At 58.4% G+C, this 20374-nt stretch carries 20 protein-coding genes; all 20 read right to left on the bottom strand.

The features are described 5' to 3' along the window. Positions 1–4: 4 nt before the first annotated feature. The 20 genes from fliI to RHM68_RS07635 all read right to left on the bottom strand — a co-directional run bounded on the left by fliI (position 5) and on the right by RHM68_RS07635 (position 20374). Positions 5–1363, bottom strand: a complete 1359-nt coding sequence (gene fliI, locus RHM68_RS07730) for a flagellar protein export ATPase FliI (RefSeq protein WP_322221553.1) — start codon at positions 1361–1363, stop codon at positions 5–7. Further along, entirely contained in the window at positions 1353–2162 is an 810-nt protein-coding gene (fliH, locus tag RHM68_RS07725) for a flagellar assembly protein FliH (RefSeq protein WP_322221551.1), read from the bottom strand. The genes fliI and fliH overlap by 11 nt, the downstream gene beginning before the upstream one ends. Positions 2163–2169: 7 nt before the next feature. Next, positions 2170–3189: a flagellar motor switch protein FliG gene (gene fliG, locus RHM68_RS07720; protein WP_322221549.1), complete on the bottom strand. Its 1020-nt coding sequence runs from the start codon at positions 3187–3189 to the stop codon at positions 2170–2172. Further along, positions 3182–4969, bottom strand: a complete 1788-nt coding sequence (gene fliF / locus RHM68_RS07715) for a flagellar basal-body MS-ring/collar protein FliF (RefSeq protein ID WP_322221547.1) — start codon at positions 4967–4969, stop codon at positions 3182–3184. The genes fliG and fliF overlap by 8 nt, the downstream gene beginning before the upstream one ends. Before the next feature lie 15 nt (positions 4970–4984). Continuing rightward, complete coding sequence (gene fliE / locus RHM68_RS07710; RefSeq protein ID WP_322221544.1) at positions 4985–5314, bottom strand: flagellar hook-basal body complex protein FliE; 330 nt, start codon at positions 5312–5314, stop codon at positions 4985–4987. Positions 5315–5444: 130 nt separating this feature from the next. Further along, the gene (locus tag RHM68_RS07705) at positions 5445–6830 is read right to left on the bottom strand and encodes a sigma-54 dependent transcriptional regulator (protein ID WP_322221542.1); all 1386 of its coding nucleotides are present in this window, start codon (positions 6828–6830) and stop codon (positions 5445–5447) included. Positions 6831–6835: 5 nt separating this feature from the next. Further along, positions 6836–8041, bottom strand: a complete 1206-nt coding sequence (locus RHM68_RS07700; RefSeq protein ID WP_322223729.1) for a sensor histidine kinase — start codon at positions 8039–8041, stop codon at positions 6836–6838. 128 nt (positions 8042–8169) lie between these two features. Next, a complete protein-coding gene (locus tag RHM68_RS07695; protein ID WP_322221540.1) occupies positions 8170–9645 on the bottom strand; it encodes a sigma-54 dependent transcriptional regulator in 1476 nt (491 codons plus the stop codon). A gap of 173 nt (positions 9646–9818) precedes the next feature. Further along, a complete protein-coding gene (locus tag RHM68_RS07690; protein WP_322221538.1) occupies positions 9819–10115 on the bottom strand; it encodes a flagellar protein FliT in 297 nt (98 codons plus the stop codon). A 10-nt stretch (positions 10116–10125) separates the two neighbouring features. Then, on the bottom strand, positions 10126–10521 hold the full coding sequence (gene fliS, locus RHM68_RS07685; RefSeq protein WP_322221536.1) for a flagellar export chaperone FliS: 396 nt from the start codon (positions 10519–10521) through the stop codon (positions 10126–10128). Between the two features lie 127 nt (positions 10522–10648). After that, positions 10649–12076 (bottom strand): flagellar filament capping protein FliD, encoded by a 1428-nt coding sequence (gene fliD / locus RHM68_RS07680; RefSeq protein ID WP_322221535.1) that lies wholly within the window; start codon positions 12074–12076, stop codon positions 10649–10651. A gap of 82 nt (positions 12077–12158) precedes the next feature. Next, complete coding sequence (locus RHM68_RS07675; RefSeq protein ID WP_322221533.1) at positions 12159–12524, bottom strand: flagellar protein FlaG; 366 nt, start codon at positions 12522–12524, stop codon at positions 12159–12161. A 72-nt stretch (positions 12525–12596) separates the two neighbouring features. Continuing rightward, the gene (locus RHM68_RS07670; RefSeq protein WP_322221531.1) at positions 12597–13448 is read right to left on the bottom strand and encodes a flagellin domain-containing protein; all 852 of its coding nucleotides are present in this window, start codon (positions 13446–13448) and stop codon (positions 12597–12599) included. A gap of 245 nt (positions 13449–13693) precedes the next feature. Continuing rightward, complete coding sequence (locus RHM68_RS07665; RefSeq protein ID WP_322221529.1) at positions 13694–13960, bottom strand: hypothetical protein; 267 nt, start codon at positions 13958–13960, stop codon at positions 13694–13696. Then, positions 13957–15249 carry a motility associated factor glycosyltransferase family protein gene (locus tag RHM68_RS07660; RefSeq protein ID WP_322221527.1) on the bottom strand — a complete coding sequence of 431 codons (1293 nt, stop codon included), beginning with the start codon at positions 15247–15249 and terminating at the stop codon, positions 13957–13959. Before RHM68_RS07660 ends, RHM68_RS07665 begins: the two co-directional genes overlap by 4 nt. A 97-nt stretch (positions 15250–15346) precedes the next feature. Then, positions 15347–16273, bottom strand: coding sequence for a ketoacyl-ACP synthase III (locus RHM68_RS07655; RefSeq protein WP_322221525.1), 927 nt, complete (start codon positions 16271–16273; stop codon positions 15347–15349). A 229-nt stretch (positions 16274–16502) separates the two neighbouring features. Beyond that, positions 16503–17555 (bottom strand): pseudaminic acid synthase, encoded by a 1053-nt coding sequence (pseI, locus tag RHM68_RS07650; protein ID WP_322221523.1) that lies wholly within the window; start codon positions 17553–17555, stop codon positions 16503–16505. Next, entirely contained in the window at positions 17548–19053 is a 1506-nt protein-coding gene (gene pseG, locus RHM68_RS07645) for a UDP-2,4-diacetamido-2,4,6-trideoxy-beta-L-altropyranose hydrolase (RefSeq protein ID WP_322221521.1), read from the bottom strand. Before pseG ends, pseI begins: the two co-directional genes overlap by 8 nt. Further along, positions 19050–19757: a pseudaminic acid cytidylyltransferase gene (pseF, locus tag RHM68_RS07640; protein WP_322221519.1), complete on the bottom strand. Its 708-nt coding sequence runs from the start codon at positions 19755–19757 to the stop codon at positions 19050–19052. The genes pseG and pseF overlap by 4 nt, the downstream gene beginning before the upstream one ends. Continuing rightward, a complete protein-coding gene (locus RHM68_RS07635; protein ID WP_322221517.1) occupies positions 19754–20374 on the bottom strand; it encodes a pseudaminic acid biosynthesis-associated methylase in 621 nt (206 codons plus the stop codon). Before RHM68_RS07635 ends, pseF begins: the two co-directional genes overlap by 4 nt.

Here is a 20374-nt window from a genome sequence, read left to right as displayed (position 1 = left end):
CGAATTAGCCGCCAGCCGCAGGGGCGAAGATCGTGCCGAGGTAGGCCTCGCTTTCCCCCAGGCTGATGCTGTCGTTCAGGCCCTGACGCAGGTATTTGACCAACTGCGGCTGCAACGCAATCGCCAGGTCGGTTTCGCGGTCACCGCCGGCCACGTAGGCGCCGACACTGATTAAGTCGCGACTCTGCTGGTAACGCGACCACAGCTGTTTGAAGTATTGAGCGCGCATCATGTGCTCGGGCGTCACCACCGATGGCATGACCCGGCTGATAGACGCTTCGATATCGATGGCCGGGTAATGCCCTTCTTCGGCCAGACGCCGCGAGAGCACGATGTGCCCGTCAAGCACGCCTCGCGCCGCATCGGCAATCGGGTCCTGCTGGTCGTCGCCTTCGGACAATACGGTGTAGAACGCGGTAATCGAACCGCCGCCCTTCTCGGCGTTACCGGCGCGTTCCACCAGCTTTGGCAACTTGGCGAACACCGAGGGCGGGTAGCCCTTGGTCGCGGGCGGTTCGCCGATGGCCAGGGCGATTTCGCGCTGGGCCTGGGCGAATCGGGTCAGGGAGTCCATCAGCAACAGGACATTCTTGCCCTTGTCGCGAAAGTATTCGGCGATGCGCGTGCAATACATGGCCGCGCGCAAACGCATCAGCGGTGCATCGTCCGCTGGCGAGGCGACCACGACCGAGCGCTTGAGGCCTTCTTCGCCGAGGATGTGCTCGATGAATTCCTTGACCTCTCGCCCCCGCTCGCCGATCAGGCCGACGACGATAATGTCGGCTTCAGTGAAGCGGGTCATCATCCCCAGCAGCACGCTCTTGCCCACGCCGGTACCGGCGAACAGGCCGAGCCGCTGACCGCGACCGACCGTCAACAAACCGTTGATGCTGCGAATCCCCACGTCCAAAGGCTGGCTGATGGGGTCGCGCTTGAGCGGGTTGATGGTGGGGCCGTCCATCGGCACCCAGTCTTCGGCTTTCATGCCGCCCTTGCCGTCCAGCGCACGGCCAGCACCGTCGAGTACCCGTCCCAGCATGCTCATGCCCATCGGCAGACGGCCGGTGTCGGCCATCGGCACAACACGGGCGCCGGGCGCGATGCCGGCGACGCTGCCCACGGGCATCAAGAAGACTTTACTGCCGGAGAAACCCATGACTTCTGCTTCGACCTGCACCGGGTGATAACTGTCGTCGTTGATCACCATGCAGCGGCTACCCATCGCGGCGCGCAAGCCTTCTGCTTCGAGGGTCAAACCGACCATGCGCAGCAGGCGTCCTTCAAGGATCGGCGCGCCGGCCAGTTCCGTTGCCTCGGCGTAACCGCTCAGGCGCTTGGCGAAACTGGTGCGTTCAAGGCGCATCAGGAGCGTCCGGCGCAGGCTCGGCCGGCGCGATGTCTGGCTTGGCGTCGATCGGCAAATCAAGGTTCAGGTCAGGCTCGGCCGGATGCAGGGCCTGCTCATGCAACTGATCGAAGAGCTTGGCCATGACTTGGGAGACACGGGTTTCCACCGTCGCATCAATGCGACTGTGTTCAGTCTCGACACGACAACCACCGGGCAACAGCGCCTCATCCTCGACGATGCGCCAGGTTTCTTCATGGCGCTCACGCAGGGCTTTGACCTGCTCAAAATCTTGCGGATGGATGTACAGCCGCACGTTGTTCACGCCCAGCGGCAGGAGCTTGAGGGCATCACGCATGACGTGTTCGATCTGCGTCGAGTCAATCGCCAGTTCGCGCTGAATTACCTGTTTGGTGATGTGCTGTACAAGGTCAACCAACGACTTTTCAATCTGGGTATCTTGCTCGGCGATCGGCTCGAACAGATTGGCCATCAACTGTTCCAGCCCGGAAATTTTCGCCGTCAGAGCCACTTCGGCCTCCTGGCGGACCTTGAGCGTGGCACTGTGAAAGCCTTCTTTCTCGCCAGTGGCGAAGCCTTCGTTGTAGGCCTCCTGACGAATACTTTCGAGTTCTTCAAGGGTCAGTGGCTGGACTTCGTCCAGCGGCACTTCTTCCATTTCCGGCGGCTCAGACTCAGGTTCTGGCTCGGGCTCCGGCACAAACGGATCGAAACTGGGCAACGACCAGACGTCGAAACCGCCGACACCCTTGCCACGGATCAGGTCGGTATTGGACTCATCATGTTTGGACGACATAGTGACCTTAGATCATTTCTTCGCCGCCCTTGCCGCCGAGAACGATTTCTCCGGCTTCGGCCATACGGCGGGCAATGGTGAGGATTTCTTTCTGTGCGGTTTCCACGTCGCTGACGCGCACCGGGCCTTTGGCCTCGAGATCGTCGCGCAGCAGTTCGGCCGCCCGTTTGGACATGTTCTTGAAGATTTTTTCTTTGACGCCCTCGTCCGAACCCTTGAGGGCCAGCACCAGCACATCGGAAGACACTTCGCGCAGCAACGCCTGAATCCCGCGATCATCCACATCGGACAGGTTGTTGAAGACGAACATGAGGTCTTCGATCTGACCGGACAGGTCTTCGTCGACTTCGCGAATCGAGTCCATCAACTGACCTTCGATCGAGCTGTCGAGGAAGTTCATGATGTCTGCCGCACGCTTGATGCCACCCAACGTGGTGCGCGAGGCGTTCGAGTTGCCGGAGAACTGCTTCTCGAGAATCTGGTTCAGTTCTTTAAGAGCAGCCGGCTGCACGGTGTTCAGCGACGACACCCGCAGGATAATATCCAGTCGCACTTTATGGTCGAAGTTGCCGAGCACTTCACCGGCCTGATCCGGGTCGAGGTAAGCCACCACGATCGCCTGGATCTGTGGGTGCTCGAAACGAATCACATCGGCAACGGCACGCGGCTCCATCCACTTCAGACTATCGAGGCCGCTGGTGTTGCCGCCGAGCAGGATGCGGTCGATGAGGCCGTTGGCTTTGTCTTCGCCCAAGGCCTGGGTAAGCATTTTGCGCACGTAGTCGTCGGAGCCGACGCCGAGGCTGGTCTGGTCGCCGACGATATCGACGAACTCACTCATCACCTGCTCGACCTGCTCGCGGTGTACGTTACCCATTTGCGCCATCGCCACGCCGACCCGTTGGACCTCTTTAGGCCCCATGTGGCGCAGCACTTGGGCAGCATCTGTAGAACCCAGGGACAGCAGCAGAATCGCGGCTTTATCGACCTTGGTCAGTTTGGCGACAGCGGCTCGGTTATCACTCATCTGCGTTAATCCACTCTTTCACGACCTGAGCCACGCGACCCGGATCTTCTGCCACCAGACTCTTGATTGCATTCAACTGTGCGTCATAGCCTTCGCTTGGGCTCGGCAGCAGGATGCTTTGTGGACCGCCCAGGCTGACGCGGTCGTTGGACAGTTCGCCATCCAGGCCGCCCATGCCTCCCAACTCGACGTCGCTGCCCAGACCGGCCAGTTGCTTGCTTTTGCCGCCGCCAGTGATGTTGTTGAGCACCGGACGCAGCACACCGAATACCAGCACCAGGATGAACAACACACCCAGCACCTGCTTGACGATGTCCCAGAACCACGGCTGGGAGTAAAACGGGATCTCGGCGATCACTTCACCACGTTCAGCTGAGAACGGCATGTTGATCACGCTGACACTGTCACCACGGCTGGCGTCAAAACCGACGGCGTCTTGTACCAGACGAGTGAAACGCGCCAATTCGTCGGCGTTCCACGGCGCACGGGTGACTTCACCATTGGCCGCGTTGACCTTGACCTGATCATCCACCACCACCGACACCGACAGGCGATTCAAACGACCCTGCTGCTGTTTGGTGTGGCTGATGGACCGATCAAGCTCGAAGTTCTTGGTGGATTGTTGACGCTTGTCCGCCGGATAGGGAGCAAGCATAGGCTGCCCGGTGGCCGGGTCCATGATTTGCTGACCATTGGCATCAAGCAACGGCTGACCTGGCTGTATCATGCCGGCCGACGCGGTAGCGCCACCGGTGGTTTGCGGCGCCGAGGCCGGCGATGGCGGCTGGTTGCTCAGGGCGCCCGGCACACCTTGCGGGCCATTGCTGGCGGTGCGTTGTTCAGAGGTCGATTGCTCGCTGCGCAACGCCGGTTGATCCGGGTTGAACTGCTCGGACGTCGATTCGACGGCGCTGAAATCCACGTCGGCCGAGACTTCGGCTTTATAGCGGTCATTGCCCAGCACCGGTTGCAGGATGTTATGCACACGTTGAGTGAGCATGCTTTCCATGCGGCGGCTGTAATCGAACTGTTTACCCGCCATGGTCAGCTCGGAGTTTTCCGCCTGGTCGGACAGCAGGTTGCCCTTCTGGTCAACCACGGTGATCTGCGACTTGCTGAGTTCGGGTACGGCGGTGGCAACGAGGTTGATGATCGCCAGCACCTGACCTGGCTCCAGCGAGCGACCGGAGTAGAGTTCAACCAGAATCGAAGCGCTGGGTTTGCGTTCATCGCGCACGAACACCGAGCTTTTCGGAATCGCCAGATGCACACGGGCACCCTTGACGTTGTTCAGGCTAGAGATGGTGCGAGCCAGCTCGCCTTCGAGGCCGCGACGATAACGGGTCGCTTCCATGAATTGGCTGGTGCCGAGCCCCTGGTCCTTGTCGAGGATCTCGAAACCGATGTTGCCGTCGCTGGGAGTGACACCAGCTGCCGCAAGCTTGAGCCGCGCGCGCGCGACATCATCGGCCTTGACCAGCAAGGCTCCGGAATTGGGTTCAACGGTGTAGGGAATGTCTGCGGCAGCCAAGGTTTCCATAACTTGCTTGGCGTCCATACCGGCAAGGCTGCCGTACAGAGGCCGGTAGTCCGGCTGCTGGGACCACAACACCACGGCGAAGCCAATCGCCACGCTGGCAGCCAGGCCGACCAACAGGCCCACCTGACGCAACATGGTCATCTCGGAGAGGTTTTCCAGGAAAGACAACCCAAACAGCGGCGGTTTACCGTCTATTGGAGTGCCCTTGGCCGGAACATTATCGGCGACTGCTTCTGCCATGACTCAATCTCGTCCTTAAACCGGCATCTGCATGATGTCTTGGTAAGCCTGAACCAGCTTGTTACGTACTTGGGTCAACGCCTGGAAAGACACACTGGCCTTCTGCGAGGAAATCATCACGTCCGTCAGGTCTACGCCACTCTTGCCGATTTCGAACGCACTGGACAGCTGGTTGGACGCCTGCTGGGTGTCGTTCACTTTATTGACGGCCTGACCGAGCATGTCAGCAAAGCTGCTGCCACCCATTTCGGGAACTGCCGCAGTCGATTTAGGCGCCGACATGGCATCCATTTGCATGGAACGCATGTCCAGCATCAATCGATTAAATTCAATACCTTGGCTCATGGACTACTCTCTTTGACGACCCGCAATTTTTTGACACTCACTCGGCGGGTAATGAGGTGTTAGCAACAAGGGTGCCAGCTCCGGGGCCTTGTTTCACAAAAGCCCTTCCAGGGCTTTGCAGGCTAACCAATCAAGTGGCGAACAGACACGCTTCCACATCCATGCCGGCGTCGCGCATTTGTGCCAGCTTGTAGCGCAAGGTACGCGGGCTGATACCCAGGCGTTCGGCCGCCTCTTTGCGCCGGCCGCGCTCGGCGCGCAAGGTATCAATGATCATCTGGAACTCGCGGCGGCGCAGGTCATCGCCCAGGGCGCCTGCCGATTCGGCCTCGACGTCGAGACTACGCAGCGGTGCGGGCGCCAGCGTGGGCAGTGGCGCGCAGGCGACCGGCCCGGACAGGCAAAAGTCCTGCGGCTGAATCAAACCTCCCTGCTGCAGAATCAATGCGCGCTGGATAGCGTTGTCCAGCTCACGGACATTGCCGGGCCATGGATAGCCGATCAGACACGCCTGCGCCTCTGGCGACAATCTGGCGGCGGCATGCTTCATTTTATTGACGTGCTTGGTCAACAGACGCTCAGCCAGCGGCAGAATGTCGGCGGTGCGCTCACGCAGCGGACGCCAGGCGAGCGGAAAAACCGACAGTCGATAGAACAGGTCTTCACGAAACCGCCCTGCTGCCACTTCACCGGCGAGGTCACGGTTGGTGGTCGCCACAACCCGTATGTCGAGGGTGATCGGCTTGCGCGCCCCAACCCGCTCCACTTCCCGCTCCTGAAGCACACGCAGCAACTTGGCTTGTAAGCCGAGGGGCATTTCAGAAATCTCATCGAGCAGGATGGTCCCACCGTCCGCCTGTTCGAACTTGCCAGCCTGAGCGGCAATAGCACCGGTAAACGAGCCTTTTTCGTGACCGAACAGGGTCGCTTCCAGCATGTTGTCAGGGATCGCCGCACAGTTGATGGCGATGAACGGCTGACTGGCCCGCCTTGAATGCTGATGAATGTACCGCGCCAGGACTTCTTTGCCGGTGCCAGACTCGCCGGAGATCAGTACCGTGGAATCGCTGCGCGCGACCCTCGCCGCCAGCTCCAATAATTGCGCGCTGGCCGGTTCAAAGGCTATCGGACCTTCAGCCTCCGGCGCGCCGAGACTGCCCAGCGCATGACGCGCCACCAGCTCCAGCAATGCCTTGGGCTCAAATGGCTTGACCAGGTAATCCGCCGCCCCCTGACGCATTGCATCGACGGCCCGCTCTACGGCACCGTGCGCCGTCATCAGCAACACGGGCAATTGCGGCTGCCGGGCGCGCAACAATCCGAGCAATTGATGACCGTCCATGCCAGGCATATTGACGTCGCTGACCACCAGATTGAACGCCTCGACGCCTACCGCCGTCAGCGCCTCTTGCGCCGAGCCGACCGCTTTGAAATCGTGCCCGGCCAGCAGCAATGTATCGGCCAGCGCTTCACGTAACGCGCGGTCATCCTCGACCAGCAAAACCTTGATTACCATATCCCTCACTCCGCTTCCTGTGCGCCGGGTTTTACCCCAGAAAAAAGCGGCAAGATCACCTGTGCGCAAGTGCCGCGACCCAGCCGTGAACGCAATAGCAATTCTCCCTGATGAGCACGGGCCACCGCCTTGACCACGGTCAGCCCGAGACCAGTACCCGTGGTTTTAGTGGTAAAAAACGGCTCACCCAGACGCGCCAGCACTTCAGCTTCGATACCACTGCCGCTGTCGCTGACGCAGATGCGCAGGTTGTTATCACGGGTATACAGGTGGACTTTCAAACGCACATCACCAGCACTGGCCTGGATGGCGTTCTCGATCAAATTCAGGATGGCACCGACCAGCGTGTCGCGATTGCACAGCAGTTCACCCTCATGGCTGTCGCACTGCCAGCGCAGCGGCAACTCATGCACATGGGTCAACGCTGCCGCTTGCAGCGACTGCATCAATACCTTGGGCGTCACGCGATCAGTCAGCGGCAGCTCGCCACGGGCGAAGATCAACATGTCACGCACCTGATGCTCCAGCTCGTGCAGCCGCTCTTTCAAGCGACCGGCAAAACGCTGCTGGGTGGCGACCGGCAGCTCTTGCTCAGTCAAATGGCTGGCGTAAAGCAGCGCGGCCGACAGCGGTGTACGAATCTGGTGGGCCAGGGACGCGACCATACGACCAAGGGACGATAAGCGCTCGTGGCGGGCCAGCTGTCCCTGCAACTGACGGGTTTCAGTCAGGTCGTTGAGCAACACCAACTGACCCGGCTCGGCATCCAGTGAACGCGTGGCAATGGACAAACGCCGCCCGTCCCTGAGGGAGATTTCATGACCGTCATCTTCACGGGGCGCGAAGCAGCGAGTGATCACGTGACGCCACAACTCTCCTTCGAGAGGCAGACCGAGCAGTTCGCACGCGGCAGGGTTGGCTTCGCACACTATCCCCTGGGCGTCGATGACGATCACACCGCCAGGCAATAGATCGAGGAGGTTTTGCAGCCGATTGGCCAGGCGTTCTTTTTCCGCCAGCTCCTGCATGCGCTGAGCGCTGACCACCGCCAATTCGCCCTTGAGCTCGCAGACCCGGGCTTCAAGCATGCTGTAGGAGTCAGTCAATTGGCTCGACATCTGGCTGAACAAGGCAAACGCCTGCTCAAGACCAAGCCGGCTTGCCTGCTCTACGGACGACGATTGACCCAAAGCGTCTGGGACAGGAGACATCTGGGCGGCTTGGGGCATCGTGCTCTCTCGCTTGGCTGACCGTCAGTGAAACGGAACGTTGCGAGGGATGTAGCAATACCCGTGCCTAAAAAAAACTGCTTAAGAATGAAAGAGTTGAAAAACAGGCGTCAATCATCCGCCTGTTCATCACCGTCACGACGACTCATACCGTACTTGCGCATCTTCTCCACCAAGGTGGTACGACGAATGCGCAGGCGTTCGGCGGCACGCGCCACAATCCCATTGGCATCGTCCAGCGCCTGCTGAATCAGCCCTTGCTCCAGACCACCGAGGTAGTCTTTGAGGTCAAGACCTTCCGGTGGCAGCAATGCATTCGCGCTGAAGTCAGGCACATGACCGTTAATGGCGACCCGCTCTTCAAGATCACTGCGCAGGCTATCGACCAGTTGCTCGTCTTCGTCATCGACGTAACGGAATTTCTTCGGCAACTCGACCACGCCGATCACCCCGTATGGATGCATGATTGCCATGCGCTCCACCAGGTTGGCCAGCTCGCGAACGTTGCCCGGCCAGCCGTGGCGGCACAGCGACATAATTGCAGCAGAGTTGAAACGGATCGAACCGCGCTTTTCGTGCTCCATGCGCGAAATCAACTCGTTCATCAGCAACGGGATGTCTTCGACACGTTCGCGCAACGGCGCCATTTCGATCGGGAATACGTTCAGGCGGTAGTAAAGGTCTTCGCGGAACGTACCTATCTCAATCATGCTTTCGAGATTCTTGTGGGTCGCCGCGATGATCCGCACATCAACGCTCTGGGTCTTGTTGCTGCCCACGCGCTCGAAGGTGCGCTCCTGCAACACGCGAAGCAGCTTGACCTGCATTGGCAGCGGCATGTCGCCGATTTCATCGAGGAACAGCGTACCGCCGTTGGCCAGTTCGAAACGCCCGGCACGGCTAGTGATAGCGCCGGTAAATGCACCTTTCTCATGACCGAACAGCTCGCTTTCCAGCAACTCGGCCGGGATCGCCCCGCAATTGACTGGAACGAACGGCGCGTCACGGCGCTTGGAATGGTAGTGCAGGTTACGCGCGACCACTTCCTTGCCTGTGCCTGACTCGCCAAGAATTAGCACACTGGCATCGGTATCAGCCACTTGCTGCATCATCTGCCGCACATGCTGAATCGCGCGACTGGTGCCGACAAGGCTACGGAAAAGATTAGGCTCACGATGACGACCGCGCTCACGGGCCTGGTCGTACATCTCGCGATAGACCTGGGCACGGTGCAGAGAGTCGAGCAACTTGCTGTAGCTGGGGGGCATTTCCAGGGTCGAAAGCACTCGCCGACGCTGGTCTTCGGGCAAGTCAACGGAAGAATTATCGCCCATTAACAAAACCGGAAGGAACTCATCCCAGGTTGAGAGTGTCTTAAGCAAGCCTGGCAGTGCGCCGGGAGCATTTACAGTGCCGATTAGCACACAGATCACTTCACGACTTGATGACAGAGAGCCGACCGCCTGCTGCCAGTCGTGGCTACCGCAGGGTAAATTTTCTTCGCCAAGAAAATTTAAAATCACCGCCAAGTCACGGCGGCGGACGCTATCGTCATCAATCAGCAGAATTTTGGTTTCACGCCACATGCAATAGCAACTTCCCTAGTCAACTCAATGCCCGAAATGATGGGGCAAGCTAGACGCTTGCAGGCACGTATATGCCTGTAGACGCCTGAAATCTGCAACCAGCCACTAGTTAAGTCAAAAAACCGTGCACAGTCAAATTTATGGCGCACTTGCTTGGTTTAACCGAGTGTCAATTAACCAAACAGATGGTAAACCTTTGCCGCGTTCTGTGCTTGGTGGATCTGCGACATCTCGTCGACTATCGCCTGCCGCTCCCCCATTGCCACCTCAAGAAGCTGCTTATAAACCTGCAGTAACTCCTCAAGGTTGTCGCGCAGCGCCACTTCATCCAAAGAAGCCTCACTCAAAACGTCTTCCATGCAGGAACGGCAATCAAGGTCCAATTGACCGATAGCCTCCCAGTTGCGCTCGGCTAAGGCACCGACCAACGCTTCACGGGTGTGTTCGATTCGCTGCAAGACAAGACTCATGATGACCTCCTTAAAACTCCAGACCTGGCGCGGCGATGGCATCCCAGCCTTCTTTCACCGTGCGAAGCAAACCGGCAACTTCGTCGAGAATACGCGGGTCACTCTTGATGTTCGCCTCGGCGAGACGCTTCATCATGTAGGCGTAGAGACGATCCAGCTCACCAACCGTGTCGGCCGATGTCTCAAGATCCAGGCCTTCGCGCAGACCACCAATAATCCCAATGGCCTTGCTGATAGAACTTCCCTTGCCGGGAATGTCCTTGCGCTCCATGGCGCCTTTGGCTTGAGCGATACGATCCAGACCACCTTCCATCAGCATCTGCACCAAGCGATGCGGGCTGGCTTCGGACGTCTGGGCTTGCGCCCCCACCTTCTGATATTGCCGAAGGGCTAACATCGGATTCATGTTCTACCTCATTGTCACAGTGACTCGTATAACCACTGTATCGCCTGGGAGTTAAAAAACTTTAGTTCAGAAGACAAAAACCCGGCGCACCTGAAAGTGTAGCCGGGTTTTTGGCGTCAGGTCAGAACTAGCCGCCTGACTTCTGAGCGTTCAACGACGTAAAGAAGCTGGTAATGCTGGTGGAGGTGGCTTTCATCTGGCCTACCAACAAATCCATCGCGTTGTATTTCGCGGTTAGGGAGGCTGTCAAGTTGGCGACTCGCAGGTCAAGCGCCGACTGCTGACTGGTCAAATCCCTTTGGGTCTTGTTCAGACTGGTGGTGCGCTGATCGAGGATGCCGCCAGTCTGAGAGTAAGGCGTGATCGCAGCACTCATACGCGATATCAGACCGTTAGTCGTCGTGGTGCCACTGAACAGTGCCTGCACCGAACCACTCAAGCCACTCGCCATCGCTTTGGTGAATTTGGTGCTATCAATGCTCAATGCACCGGTCTTCTGATCCGTCTGAATCCCCAATTGCGCCAACACCGCCAACGGACTACCACCGGAACCCGAGGGCACATTGGTCAGTTGATTACGCATGGCCTCGATCAGGTTACGCGGCAAAGAATCGCCGGTCATCGCATTCGAGACGGTAGGACGACCCGCGCTGTCCAGACTCGGCGTTGTGTAGCTGGTCAGCGTGTTGATCACCTTGTTGTAGGCATCAACGAATGTCTGAAGATTTGCTTTCAGACCGTCGCTGTTAGTCCCGACCGTGACAACCACCGGCACGTTAGGCGCCGTGGCGGCCAGCAGGGTCATGTTGAGACCACCGACAGCGCCACTGATCGTGTTGCTTTTGCTGGTCATCGCCAGACCATCGACGCTGTACGAGGCGCTCGCAGCCAGATTATTGATGAAGCCAGCGCCCGTCGCAGTGCCGTCCATCTTGGTAGTGCCATTGACTTCAAGCCCGGCGATACCACTGAGGGAAATATCAGAGCCAGCGCCGGTGGTAGTCGAGCCCACAACCAGCCGCGAACCGTTCGCGTCGGTCACGATGTTGGCCGTGATTCCTTGAGTTTGCAGCGTGGTGTTAATTGCATCTCGGGTTGACTGCAACGTCGCACCAGATGGGATCGTGACAGGGTAGTCAATACCATTTTGACTGATTTTCAGGGTACCAGTCGGAATGGCACTGCTGGCACCGCCGGAAAAGGCTGCACTGGCAACTTTCGAGCCCGTGGCCAGATTATTCACGATGACATTGTAGCTACCGTTAACCGCGGTGTTGTCCGAGGTTACCGTCAGGGTTGTAGGCGCACTTGAAGTGGCCGAAAAGCCCGAAAAGGATGGCGTTCCCGTTTTGCTAAGACCGTCCATGGCTGTCTGGAAGGCAGCCAAAGCAGATTTTAACGCACCCGTCGCAGAAATTTTCGACGTGGTGACCGAGGTCTGACTCGTGATCTGGCCCTGTTTGGCAGCCTTATCAGAGTTGACCAATGCCGTGACGATCGCACCGATGTCGAGGCCTGACCCCAGCCCGGAGCCCGGTAAAATTGGACTTGCCATGTGTATCTCCCTCTCTGTGCGCTGACGATCTTTTGACCATTAAACGCGGTCAATGATCGTACAAACACGTTTCATGCCAGTGTCAGGCTTTGGCGTCGAACAAGACGTTGCTTGCGTTGTGCAGGCTTTCAGCCAGTTTCAGAGCCTCGGCTGATGGAATCTGTCGCACCACTTCACCGGACTCACTGGCGATTACTTTGACAACGACCTGGCCGGACGTTTCATCAATGGAGAACTCCAGATTACGCTTGACCGACTGAACGAACTTTTCGATCTCCTTAACGGCCATCTTTAACTTATCCGAGTTTTCCGAATCCGAATCCGATCCGCTGCTTGCAGCGACCGGCGGAGTCGCATCGGTTCGAGGCGTTCCAGCCGTTTTATCGCCAGCACTGACCACCGGCTTCACGGCCGGGTAAGACAAATTCAGCTTAACGCTCATGTCCATGACCATCACCTCTTAAACTGAAAAAGCGAGAGAGCACGCAAGCGCACTCCCCCGCCAAAACTCAATCCGATATTACTGAAGCAGTTTCAGTACAGCGGATGGCAGCTGGTTAGCCTGGGCCAGAACAGCGGTGGAAGCTTGTTGCAGAGTTTGCTGTTTGGTCAGGTTAGCGGTTTCTGCGGCGAAGTCGGTATCTTGTACGCGACCTTGTGCAGCAGTAACGTTTTCAGTGATGTTTTGCAGGTTGGAGATGGTGCTGGTCAGACGGTTTTGCGAAGCACCCAGGTTTGCACGGGTTGCACCGATGGAAGCGATTGCAGCGTCGATCGCGGTGATCGCGTTATCGATGTTGGTAGCGGCGGCGGCACTGGTAGCACCAGTCAAAACAGTAGTACCGCTGCCAACCGACAGGCTGACGGCGTCGAACTTGGAGCTAAGGGTCAGGTCGATGTGGTTGGCCGTACCAGTGTTCGAACCTACTTGCAGGGTCATGGTGCCAGCCGAACCGTCGAGCAGGTTTTTGCCGTTCAGGTTGGTCGACGCCGAGATACGGGTCAATTCGTCAGACATCTGCGAGAATTCAGAGTTAGTCGCCGTCTGGTCAGCAGTACCGTTGGTGCCGTTACGTGCCTGTACAGCCAGTTCACGCATACGTTGCAGAATGTTGGTCGATTCTTGCAGAGCGCCTTCAGCGGTCTGAGCCATCGAGATGCCGTCGTTGGCGTTTTTTACTGCAACGTTCTGGCCGCGGATCTGGCTGCTCATGCGAGTGGCGATTTGCAGGCCGGCAGCGTCGTCTTTAGCGCTGTTGATTTTCAGGCCGGAAGACAGACGAGTCATCGAAGTCGACAGGGCAGAAGCTGCACGGTTCAGGTTCATCTGAACGGCCAGAGATGTAGTGTTAGTGTTTACTGTTAAAGCCATGACGAAATCCTCGTTAGTTGGGTACTGCGGCTTCCGGCCCTGGCAAGCGCCGGGTGTGGCCTAGAGAACCTTCGTAATAGTTATCGTCGGGATTGCTGGTTGCTTGAGGGCTTTTTTGAAAAATATTGCCATCACCCTGCCACCCCCCGGAAAACAAAGGCCTGGCCTGCCTTCACCAGCAAAAAAAATGACGTCATAAAACCGTCCGCCACGCACGCAGTCTGGCCAATGCCTCAAACCCACGCTCACGCCTGCCCGTCTTCCAACAAACCAATCAGCTCGTACTCCATGAAGTCGGCAAGTCCCAGCCAATCCTGACGCTCCTGACAGGCCAGCATCTGGGTGAGCACTTGGGCCCATGCATGCTGGACAGCTTGAGGTTCCATCAGTAACAGCCGCTGCGCCTCGTCGAACACATCAACCATGATCAGCGCCGCCTCTACATCGCAGCCCAGACGAAACAGCACGGCACACTGCCGGCAGCCGTTCACACATTGCACCCGCGCGCTCATTGCACGAACTCCCGATTGAACTGGGTGCCGGCAATCATTGCCCCCGCTCGACTGCTGTTAAAGAAACGCACCTCTGGATGCCTGGCAATGTAGCGCTCCAAATCACACAGGTAACTGCGAAAATTCAACTGCGTCCTGACCTGCTGCCCGTGCCCATCACGCACCCAATGCTTGGCCTGACTCACCGCTGGCCCCAAATCACCGTCGTTCCAACCGGCATGAGTCTTGTTCATAGGGAAGGCAAAGTCGGCCCCGAACAAGGTAATACGCTCGGCGCCCATCTTCACCGCCAGGTCCACGGCGGGATGAATCACGCTGCCGCCAGCGTACAGTTCTGCCCTGGCATGCTGGCTGCGCAACGCCGCGTAGATCGGGCTGGCGGAGTAGCCACCGTAGCGTTTGCCTTTCCAGGCCTTCAGCACCTGCGGATCGCTCATGGGAAAGTACACCAGCGGGATGCCATCGGATTCCTCCGAAGGCAAATGTCGAAAGCTGATGCGCTGATCGATGCTCACCACCAGGTCAGGCTTGATCCCGTGCTCGCGCAACGGCCGATAGGCGGTGTCGACACAAATGAACAGCGGCCGCTGCGCGTGCCCTCGCACCGCTGCCAACTGCTCGAAATGCCCTTCAAGGCTGGGCCCGGTGCCGATCACGTAGATTTCCTGTCCGGGGCAAGTACCAAACAGTTGCGCAATATCATCATCGCCAAGCAAGACTTCAAGAGTGTCCTGCAAGCGACGCAGAATGTGCGGCGACTGCGGATCGAATTCGCGATTGTTGAAACTCAAATGCACTTCGCTGACCAGACGATCTCGAATCTTGGCGTTGAAATCGTCCGCCAGTAGCATCTCCGATGGCAGCGCAAAAAAGGGCGTACAGATGTCTGGCAAATCACCGGCATAGCGCAATTCGACGCGAGAGTCCTCAAGCCATTGCCGCTGGTCGAGCAACTGCAACACCAGCGCGAACAGAGCCCCATTCAGAATATGCACATACAGCCGCTTCAGCTCAGGACGCTCCAGCAGGACCATGGGTAAATCCCCGAGGCCCGTGCCGTAGACATGCAACTGCGCCTGATCAGCGGGCAGACTCGCGGCCTGTACTCGGGCTTCGCGAACGCGATCATGGCGGCTGGTGAGCTGAATACCGCCTACGCTCAGCGTCGAACCCAGCCCTTGCAACAGTTCAGCCTGAACCGACGAACTGTCTTCGAGCATCAATCGCGCGCGCAGTGCCGGCCAGCGCCGTTCTAGCACCTGAGCATTGTCTTCAAAGCTCTCGCTCATGCTGCCTCGCTCTTTCTACGGACAAAAAAATAGCGTTCAAGGTTAACCCTTGAACGCTATTTTTTGTATGGGCTTGTGCTGACTTAAAGCCCCCGGCTCAAGGACGATAGATGATCGCTGAGCCCCAAGACAATCCCACGCCAAAACCGCTCAGCGCCACGCGCTTCCAGCTCGAGTCGAGGACGTGTTTTTCCAGCAGCAACGGAATGCTCGACGACACTGTGTTGCCGGTCTCGACCATGTCCTTGATGAATTTTTCTGGTTCGCCTTCAAAGCGTCGCGCCACGGCGTCAACAATCGCCGCACTGCCCTGATGAATGCAAAAGGCATCGACATCGTCAGCCGTCAGCCCCGACTCATCCAGCAGTTCACGCAAGTGCGCCGGGACTTTGAGCAACGCAAAGTTGAACACTTGACGACCGTTCATATAGAACACGCCATCGGTAACTTTGAGGTGCGGCGCGCCGGAACCGTCAGTGCCGAACTTGGCCTTGCCCAGTTGCCACGGTGCGTCTTCACCCATCCAGGTCGCGGTAGCCGCATCGCCAAACAACATAGTGGTGTTGCGGTCTTCCGGATCGACGATTTTGGAATAGGGATCGGCCGTCACCAACAGGCCGTTTTTCAGCCCCGTGGCCTCCATGAAACCTTTGATCGCATAAATACCGTAGACGTAACCAGAGCAACCCAGGGAGATGTCGAACGCCGCCACAGTGGTCGGCAGGCCCAGCTTGTCCTGAACAATGGCGGCAGTGTGTGGCAGACCTTCTTCATCACCGTTTTGAGTGACAACGATCAGCACGTCGATCGCTTCACGTTTCAGACCTGGGTTGTTGGCGAACAGCGCATTGACGGCTTCGACACACAGGTCCGAGGTTTCCTGCTCAGCGTCTTTACGCGGCAGGAAGGCTGAACCGATCTTGCCCAGAATGAAGTCTTCATCCTTTTCAAACTTTGCACCTTGCGCGTAATTGTCCACGCCGGCTACAGGAACGTAGCTCGCAATGCTTTTTATGCCAATCATTACGGCTTCCCAATAATAAACAGCCCAATACCACCGCTCGCAAGGAATCGAGGGGCGCCGACAAACAGAGATTATGACTCGCCAGCAACAGGCGAAGACGGGAAGCGTAAAGGGCTAAAACTGAGCCAACCAGAGGGCCAGGCGCCATCTTCCCGGTCAATACAATACAGTGAAGATGCGCGTTATGACTCACAGGTCACGCTATTTTGCCAAATCCGCCCCTTAAGGGTTATTCGACCAACGACCAGTCAAGCGGCGTACCGCGTTTAATGGCATGGCGAGCGTGGCGGCCCAGAAGGTTTTCAGCGTGTTTGGGCGCCAGACCCAGCCCCGGACGAATGGCCCGCAGATTGGCCAGCGTGAACGGTTCACCGGCGGCCATGTCCAGAGTGACATAGAGCGAGCGGCGGTAAACCAGCGACTTGCGCTCAGCCTCGGTTACGCCGTAATGCACTTGGCCCATTGCCTGCCAAGCGCGCTCGGTTTCAATCACCAAGCTGGCCAGTTCTGCCGGCTCCAGGGAGAAACTGGCGTCCACCCCTCCAGCGGCACGGTCGAGGGTGAAATGTTTTTCCACCACCGTCGCGCCCAGCGCCACCGCGGCGACAGACACGCCGACGCCCATGGAATGATCGGACAACCCAACTTCACAGCCAAATAACTGCCGCAAGTGAGGAATCGTCCGCACGTTGCTGTTAGCGGGGGTCGCCGGGTACGTGCTGGTGCATTTAAGCAGGACCAGATCCTTGCAACCGGCCTCGCGTGCGGCACGCACGGTGTCGTCAAGCTCGGCGACGCTGGCCATGCCGGTGGAAATGATCAGCGGTTTGCCGGTGGCGGCGACCCGACGAATCAGCGGCAAATCGGTGTTCTCGAAACTGGCGATCTTGTACGCAGGCACGTCCAGGCTTTCGAGGAAATCCACGGCGCTGTCATCAAAAGGCGTTGAGAACGCGAGTAAGCCCAGCTCTTTGGCCCGTGCAAAAATCGGCGCATGCCATTCCCAAGGTGTATGGGCCTTTTCATACAGCGCATACAGCGACGACCCTGCCCACAGGCTATTGGGGTCTTTGATAAAAAACTCGCCCTCATCGAGGTCCAGCGTCATGGTCTCGGCGGTGTAGGTTTGCAGTTTCAACGCATGAGCGCCGGCCTTGGCCGCGGCTTCGACGATTTGCAACGCCACGTCCAGGGACTGGTTATGGTTGCCGCTCATCTCGGCAATGATAAACGGCGGCGCATCGGCACCGATCGTGTGGCGGCCAATTTTGAAGCTAGTCATTGCGATGATCCTTCAGTACGCGCGTGAACGCGCAAGCACTCTGGTTGAAACCGGCTTCGCGAAACAAGCTCAGCGACGGCTGGTTGGCAGGCAATACTTGAGCGGTAATGGTTTGCAGCAGCGGCCAGTGGCCGCTCACAAAGGCCTCGCCGCGAGCCAATAGCGCCTTGCCCCAGCCGAGACCGAAACGGCCTTCAAACAGATAAATAGAGACTTCAGCGCTGGCCCCGTGCAGGTCGTAACGCAGCGCGCCGACCGGGCCATCACTGGACTCGGCGATCAACAGTAAACGTTGCTCATTGCTCAAGCTCGCCGCCAGCCAAGCCTGATGTGCGGGCCACTCGATAAGCTGACTGTCCAGCGACCAGCGCCGAACCGAATCGGCATTGCGCCCCTCGAACAACAATCGCGCATCCTCATCGCTCGCCTTGCGAACCGATAACACCGCGCCGGCCAGCGCCGCCGCTACGCGTTGCGCGCCACGGCCATCGACCCATTGCCGAGAGCGTTCGGCCAGGCTCTGACGCAGCCCCTGATTGCTCGCAACAAACCCAATGGCCTGACGCAGTTGCTCGACGCTGACCTGCTCGCGCGGGCCTAGAAACACATGCGCACCCGAGGTCGCCATGACCTCGCCGTTGGCTTGCTGGTTATTCGACACCGCAATACAGATTGTCGGCAGCCCCATGGCCGCGCGCTCCCAACTGGTGCCGCCACCGGCGCCGACAAAGACATCGGCCTCAGTCATCAATCGATAAAAATCGCTGACAAAAGCGTGTAAGCGCCAGTTCGGTCGATGGGCCGCCAGCGCCTGCATTGCCTCCCAAGCCGGGTTATTGGCACCGGCAACGAAGTCGACCTCCAGATCAGGAAAATCCGCCAATGCGAGCATCGCGTGATGAGTCTGCCGCGCGGCATCAAAGCCGCCAAAATTCACCAGCACCCGCTTGGCCTGGGGCTTGATTTCAATCGCCGCGCAGCAGAACTCATCCCGAAGCAGCGCAAAACGCGGCCCCAGCAAGCGCCGACAATGTGGCGCTAGCAGTGAGGCATAGGCCTCTGGCGTGCCCGACAAATTCTGGTTGAGTAGCAGATCGACGCTGTAGGTTCGCGTCGCCAGGTCATCCACCGCTGCAATCCTTGGCGCCCAGCAGCGAGCCGCAGTCTGCCAGTGATGATCGAGTCCGTAGTGGTCGACGATGATCCAGTCGAAAGCCTGCTGATTTTCCAGCGCCTGACCCAAGGCGGCAATGTCTGCCTGCCAAGGCAACATGGCTTCAATGGCTTGCTGCGGGTCTTCTTCGGGATAGCGATCCGGCAGCACGAAGGTTTCAAAGCCTTCGCCAGCAAGGCTGTCGAGCCGATGGCCCGGCAACTGGCGACAGGCAAACGCCACGTGCGCGCCCTGCTGCTGCAAAACCTTGGCCAGCGTCAGGCAGCGGGCAATGTGGCCGCTGCCGAGGGTCGGTGAGGCGTCGGCGCGGATCAACACTCTCATTGCAACTCACCGCCGGCCTTCAACGCGGCAAACAAATATTCGGCGCGCTTCCAGTCTTCCTCAGTGTCGATGTCTTGCACCAGATAGCGTGGCAGGATCACCGGCAGGCTTTGCGGCGAATACAACGCCTCACCGCGCAACCAAGCCGCGCTGCGGCCCCAGTAAAATTGTCCGGCGTCCTGATAAGCCGCCGGCAGGTCTTGGGAACGCGTGTCCCGGAACTGTGGGTACAACGCGGTCAAGGCGCCCTGATCGTCAAGGGTCAAGGCACGCTGCACCGGAAAACCGAAGTCACACACCGAAAATGCAAAGGACTTGTCCGGGTGGTGCGCCAACACGTCCAGCCCTTGTTGCAAAAACCGCGTTTGCAACAGCGGCGCGGTCGCGTAGACGCAGCAGACGTACTCAAAACTCAGGCCCTGGCGATGCAGTTCTTGCAGCGCGTGACCAATCACCGCCGCCGTGCCTGTGAAGTCATCGGCCAGGTTGGCCGGCCGCATGAATGGCACCTGTGCGCCACAGGCTAGAGCCAGCTCGGCGATCTCGTCGTCGTCGGTACTGACCACTACGCGGGCGAACAACCCTGAGTCGAGAGCGCTCTGAATCGAGCGCGCAATCATTGGCACACCGAGGAACGGTTTGAGGTTTTTGCGCGGTATGCGTTTGCTGCCACCGCGAGCCGGGATGATTGCAACGTTGTTCAACGGCGTTTTTCCAGAAGAAACCAGGTGATGTCGTCCACCGGGAATTGCGGGTCGCGGTGATAACCAAAACCATAATCCACCAGTTGCAGGTCGGGATAGCGGTCAAGCATTTCACCGGCAAAATCGCGCTTGAACAGCTTGCCGTTGTTACCGCGATACGACACCTCGACCGGCGCCGGGTTGTAATACTCGGCCAGCAGAATATAGCGCTGGCTCAACGCATAAAGCTGCGCGTAGGCGGCGGGCAACAACGTCGGCGCCAGATGAATCAGCACCCCCTTGCTCAGGGTCAAATCAAAGGTTCGCAGACAAGGAAAATCAAACAGCGAACCGTGCCAGACCTGGGCAATCCCCAGCGCCTGGGCCTGGGCCTGTGCGCTGCTATTGATTTCTACGCCATACAATTCGCACTGCGGCAATAGTTGACGCAGTGCCTGCAAATTGTTGCCGGCATTGGTCCCCAGTTCCAGCAAGCTGTCAATCTGCCCTGCTCGCGTCAGCGCCTTGGCAAACAACGCCAGGTTGGCCGCCACCAGCGGCTGCCCAAGGTTACGGTCGACGTACTGATTACCGAAATCGCCCTGCCAGAATTTTTCCTGCTCACTCAGTTCACGCAT

Origin of the sequence: Pseudomonas sp. DC1.2 (assembly GCF_034351645.1) — a bacterium.
GTDB lineage: Bacteria > Pseudomonadota > Gammaproteobacteria > Pseudomonadales > Pseudomonadaceae > Aquipseudomonas.
The sequence above is the reverse complement of the archived record's forward strand: the minus strand, read 5'-3'. Positions and strand labels throughout refer to the sequence as shown.